A 332-nucleotide genomic window follows, 5' to 3' on the forward strand; every position below is an offset into this window, starting at 1 on the left:
GCGCAAATGGATGCGTCTGTCGAAGAAGAAGCTGCGTGACCGTATCGATGTGTGGGTGGCTGATTACGATCCCGCCGCGGTTCGGGTCCCGCCGACGGTGGCGCAGAACTGCTACGTCGAGGTCGAAGCGCATCCCGAGGCGGCGGGGATGGCGATGGTGGGGGGTGTGTTGGATGCGGTCGACGCTTCCGCGTTCGATCAGCGCCTGGATCTGATTGCGGGGTCGGTGTGCGCCGACGATCCCCGCTCCAAGGCGCAGCGGCGCGCCGCGGCGTGTGGCGCGCTGGGGCGTGGTGAGGGGTCGTTGGCCTGCCTGTGCGGATCAGCTGACT

General features: G+C 67.8%; 1 protein-coding gene. It reads left to right on the forward strand.

The features are described from left to right. Positions 1 to 55 precede the first annotated feature (55 nt). The coding region (locus tag MCHLDSM_RS18855; protein ID WP_234714114.1) for a DUF222 domain-containing protein at positions 56 to 332 on the forward strand (277 nt) is incomplete at its 3' end.

The organism is Mycolicibacterium chlorophenolicum (genome assembly GCF_001044235.1).
GTDB classification, from domain to species: Bacteria; Actinomycetota; Actinomycetes; order Mycobacteriales; family Mycobacteriaceae; genus Mycobacterium; species Mycobacterium chlorophenolicum.